Below are 5015 nucleotides of genomic sequence, written 5' to 3'. Positions count from 1 at the left end.
GAGTAACGTTTAAGCAAAAAGGGGAAATCAAAATGAAATTAGAAACAAAAAGGCTCTATATAGTGCCGTGTACAGAAGAGAGGATTCAAGTCGCTAACGAGCAAGGATATAATAGCGGTCCGCATATTGTAGGGCATGTAGAGAATGTGAAACAAGATGAGGCTTTATTACCATGGGGGGCGTGGTATGTTTTTCGGAAAGAAGATGATAGCGTTTTAGGTGATATTGGATTTAAAGGGAAACCAAACGAGGATCAAACAGTAGAAATTGGCTATGGATTTATTGAGAAATATTGGAATCAGGGCTATGCAACAGAAGCTGTAAAAGAACTAATTGATTGGGCTTTCAAAACAGGAGAGGTAGAAACAATAATTGCAGAGACACTCCTAGATAACTATAGTTCGATGCGTGTTTTAGAAAAGTTACATATGAAGAGAGTAAATGCTACAGAAACGATGATTAATTGGAAAATAGAAAAATAAAAAATACCGCTCTAAATTGAGCGGTATTTTTTTATAGTTATGGTAGCATTTGCTTCTGATCATTTGGATACTCAGCCGTTGATGCGTTAGGACGATTGGAATGATTTCGAACAGCAATGAAAATAGAAATAATAACGACAAGACCAACTGCAACGTAAGAAAGTGAAATAATAGTTGGATCCACTTTAAATGTAGTAAGCAGTGTACGAATATTTGTGAAGATAATAAGACCACCAACTAATACGCCAAGTAAATGGGGCGGAACGATGCGGACTAACCATGCAGCAATTGGAGCTGCGACAATACCGCCGAGCATTAAGGCAAATACCCAAACCCAGCTTACTTGTTCCCAGCCAAGTGAGATGAAGAAGCCAATTGTTGCAGCGAGTGAAACAGGAAATTCACTCGTATCTACAGATCCAATAACTTTTCTAGCTTCATTTCCTCTTGCTAGAAGAACGGGTGTCGTAATCGGCCCCCAACCACCGCCACCAGTTGAATCAACGAATCCAGCGAATAAACCAAGCGGCACAAGTTGTTTGGCAGACATACGCTTATTTGAAGTGACAATTTGTTTTTGAATGATGAATCGTAATAAAATATAAACTCCTAAAGTAAATAAAAATACGGAAATGTACGGTTTGATTACATCTCCAGGCAAATTACTTAAAAAACATGCTCCAATAAATGCGCCGATTGCCCCAGGTAATGTAAGCCTGGAAACTGTATATTTATCAACGTTTCCAAATTTGATATGAGATGCGCCAGAAGCTGCAGTTGTAACGACTTCAGCTAAATGAACCGATGCGGAAGCTACAGCCGGTGCAATACCAAACATTAATAATAGTGAAGTAGACGTTACCCCATACGCCATTCCGAGTGCCCCATCGATCAATTGAGCGAAAAATCCAATAATAGCAAAGACAATTAATTTCTGCATAAATAATCCCCCTGTAATAATAAATGAAAAAGACACTTTTCCCGTATGAGAAAAGTGCCTTTGGTTTTTCCAATCAGCAATAATTAAATTTGTTTCATTATAATACATATTAATCGTATAAATCAACTGGGTTTTAAAGTTTTTGAATTGAATGAAAGAAAAATAAAATATACAATAAAAGGATGGAGAGAAAGGGGAGAAAGACATGTTACGATTTGATCATCTCGTTCACACAGTTCATGGTACACCGGAGGAAGCGGCAAAACAAATGCAGGAACTTGGATTTCATACTGTATTAGGCGGAGAGCATACGAATTGGGGTACTTGGAATAGTTTAAGTTATTTTGATTTATCATATATAGAATTTTTAGCAGTTCAACATGAAGAAAAAGCGAAAGAAGCAGAAAATCCATTAGTACAAGAAACAGTGGTGAAACTACAAAATGGAGAAGGAATGCTACAAATCGCGATCCGAACAGATGCAATTGAGGAGCTAGCAGTTAACTTTAATAAGTACGGCTTACATACGATAGGGCCATTTGAAGGGAAACGTATGAGAAAAGATGGCCGACTTTTAGAATGGAAAATGTTATTCGTTAAGCAAGAAGAGAACGGACCGAAATTACCTTTCTTTATACAGTGGAATGAAACGGACGAAGAAAGAAGAAACGATTTACGTAACAGTGGGACGATTACTGAACATAAAAACAAAGTGCAACAAATTGAAACGATTCATTACGCAGTAAAAAATGTTCGAGAAACAGTACGGAAATGGAAAGAAGTAATGGAGCTATCTACAAGCTCAGTTGTGAAAAATGAAAAATGGAATGCTGAGTGTCAAAGTGTATCGTTTGGTGACATTCAAGTACAGTTTTGTGAACCGGTTGGAGAAGGTCTAGTGCAAGAATACATAAAGAATCATGGCGAATATCCATTTGCAGTAGAGTTTAAAGGGGGAAATAAACGAGAGCATGAAGTGTTAGGGAGTTTGTACATATATTGATAGAGGTGAACGTTGTGGAAGAAATGCTTAGAGAGATAGAGAGAATACTAGAATGGCCTCGTATGTTAAAAGCGACTGTTATTTCAAAAGGCTTTTCATTCGATGAGAAATATAAAATTGAATTAGAGAGTGGGGCCTCGTATTTTATTAAAGTATGCGATTCATCATATTTTGAACGGAAGCAGGAAGAATATGAATATATGCAGCAGCTAGATTCTTTACATATTCCTATGCCAAAATTAATTCATTTTATTAGTCTTACTAAATTCAATAAATGTGTACAAGTTTTTGAATGGATTGATGGATTAGATGGTGAAGATATATTAAGAACGTTGTCTACAGAAGAGCAGTATAGGGCTGGAAAAAAGGCTGGAGAAGTACTAAAAAAGATTCATTTAGTTGAAAAAGAAGATAAAAGTAATTCATGGGAAATGTCTATATGGAGTAAATATGAGAGATACTTAGAAGCGTTGAAAGAATATGAAGTAGACTTTTTTCATTTAAATACAGTGATAGATTTTGTAGGAAATCATAAAGATTTATTAAAAAATCGTCCCATCGTATTTTTACATGACGATTTTCATCCGGCTAATATAATGATTGACCAAAATGAGTTTCGGGCTGTCATTGATTTTGCTAGATTCGATATTGGTGATCCTATTCATGATTTTCATAAAGTAGCACTATTTACAACGAATATAAGCAAACCATTCGCGATTGGACAAGTTCACGGTTATTGCGGAGGAGAACCTGATCTACATTTTTGGAAACTGTACTCATTATATGCAGCAATGATATTCCCGGCTGATATCGTATGGACAAACCGAAGCACACCATATTTATTAGATGATATGAAGGAAAGATTAAATGGAATTTTAGAAGATCATAATCATTTTTCATCTTATATTCCAAAATGGTATCAATCAAGTGAATTTAATAAATAAAGGAGTAATTTATATGGATAAAATAGCAGTAATTTCAGATATTCACGGTAATATTCAAGCATTAGAATCCGTGTTGAATGATATTAAATTAAGAGGAATCGAGCGCATTATTTGCCTTGGAGATTTAGTAGGAAAAGGACCTCATTCCAGTGAAGCAATTGAAATCATTCGTAAAGAATGTGAAGTAGTCGTAATGGGAAACTGGGATGATTTTATTACAAAGCCGACTGAATTTGAAGCATTGAAATGGCATCAAAAACAATTATCGGAAGAACAAAATGACTATTTAAGAAACTTACCATTTTCAATCGAGTTTTATATGAGTGGGAAATTCATTCGTATGTTTCACGCTTCACCGAGAAGTTTATATGAAAGAATTCAACCACACGCTTCAAGAGAAGAACGTATTAGTATGTTCGAAAATAGTGATCTGACGGAAAATATAGAAGAGGAAAGAAAACCAGATGTCGTTTGTTACGGTGACGTTCACCAAGCATTCGTCCAAAATTTCAGAGGGAAAACGTTATGTAATGCCGGTAGCGTAGGAAACCCACTTGAAATAACACAAGCTTCCTATTTAATATTTGAAGGAACTTACAATGAAAAAGAAGCAGCGAGCTTTTCTATTCAACTTGTACGAGTACCGTATGATATTGAATTAGCTATCAGACTAGCAGAAGAACTCGAAATGCCAGAAATTGAAGAATACAAACAAGAATTACGGACTGCTTTATATCGAGGGTTTAAGGGGAAGTAAGCTAATAATATATCAACGATTTTTCAAATATATCTATCATAACTTAAAATATATCAATGATTTTTTCGAGATATCAGCGATTCGAGAAAGGATATCAATTTACTGACAAATAGTGACATGAATTATTATCTATAATTATATTATGTCAACTAATTATAAAGGGAGATATCATGAACCGAAAACAAAGAATCAAAGAAATTGCAGATCATATTGTAAAGCTAAACTTAACCCATCCAATAAGAGTTGGAGTAAGCGGTATTACAGCCTCAGGAAAAACAACATTTGCAAACGAACTAGCGGAAGAAATAAAAAAACGAGGATTACCAGTAACACGCGCCAGCATTGATGATTTTCATAATCCAAGAGTGATTCGCTATGCAAAAGGAAAAGAATCTGCAAGAGGGTATTATGAAGATGCACACGATTATATAGCTTTCAAAGAAAGATTATTAATGCCTTTAGGACCTAACGGAAATTTACAGTATGAAACGATTTCTCATAACTTAATAACGGATATGCCTGTACATAATGAGCCGCTATTGGCCACGCAAAATATGATATTAATAGTAGATGGAACGTTTCTATTGAAAAAAGACGTTGCGCATTTATTTGATTACAAAATCTTTGTAGATACAAATTTTGAGATTGCGAGAAAACGTGGTGCTAAGCGGGAAACTGAAGCTTTTGGCAGTTATGAAGAAGCAGAGAAGATGTTTTTAAACAGGTATCACGCGGCTTGTAAGATGTATATAAATGAGCATAACCCAAAAAGTTATGCGGATGTTGTATTTCGGAATAGTGATTTAGCAAATCCAGAAGTTATATTTCAAGAGCGAAAGTAATACATAATCAAAATAATATGTATAGCCTTTTATTTATAGTTATAATT

Annotated in this window: 6 protein-coding genes; 5 read left to right on the top strand and 1 reads right to left on the bottom strand. The window is 35.1% G+C overall.

The annotated features are described in order from the left end of the window. Nucleotides 1–32: 32 nt before the first annotated feature. A complete protein-coding gene (locus ABWK52_RS20770; RefSeq protein WP_000764643.1) occupies nt 33–482 on the top strand; it encodes a GNAT family N-acetyltransferase in 450 nt (149 codons plus the stop codon). Between the two features lie 37 nt (nt 483–519). Here the strand turns inward: ABWK52_RS20770 and ABWK52_RS20765 are convergent, their stop codons facing one another. Next, a complete protein-coding gene (locus tag ABWK52_RS20765; RefSeq protein WP_001170728.1) occupies nt 520–1422 on the bottom strand; it encodes a sulfite exporter TauE/SafE family protein in 903 nt (300 codons plus the stop codon). A 205-nt stretch (nt 1423–1627) separates the two neighbouring features. On the opposite strand from ABWK52_RS20765, the gene ABWK52_RS20760 reads away from it, so the two are divergent. The 4 genes from ABWK52_RS20760 to ABWK52_RS20745 all read left to right on the top strand — a co-directional run bounded on the left by ABWK52_RS20760 (nt 1628) and on the right by ABWK52_RS20745 (nt 4968). Then, a complete protein-coding gene (locus ABWK52_RS20760; RefSeq protein ID WP_098541985.1) occupies nt 1628–2425 on the top strand; it encodes a VOC family protein in 798 nt (265 codons plus the stop codon). A 14-nt stretch (nt 2426–2439) separates the two neighbouring features. Beyond that, on the top strand, nt 2440–3369 hold the full coding sequence (locus tag ABWK52_RS20755) for an aminoglycoside phosphotransferase family protein (protein ID WP_016110239.1): 930 nt from the start codon (nt 2440–2442) through the stop codon (nt 3367–3369). A 13-nt stretch (nt 3370–3382) separates the two neighbouring features. Further along, the gene (locus ABWK52_RS20750; protein WP_098541983.1) at nt 3383–4126 is read left to right on the top strand and encodes a metallophosphoesterase family protein; all 744 of its coding nucleotides are present in this window, start codon (nt 3383–3385) and stop codon (nt 4124–4126) included. Between the two features lie 170 nt (nt 4127–4296). Next, nucleotides 4297–4968 carry a uridine kinase gene (locus tag ABWK52_RS20745; RefSeq protein WP_001080549.1) on the top strand — a complete coding sequence of 224 codons (672 nt, stop codon included), beginning with the start codon at nt 4297–4299 and terminating at the stop codon, nt 4966–4968. Nucleotides 4969–5015: the final 47 nt, after the last annotated feature.

Source organism: Bacillus sp. AP50 (assembly GCF_040492675.1).
GTDB lineage: Bacteria > Bacillota > Bacilli > Bacillales > Bacillaceae_G > Bacillus_A > Bacillus_A cereus.
Note: the sequence above shows the minus strand (reverse complement) of the source record. Positions and strands in the feature narration are given on the sequence as shown.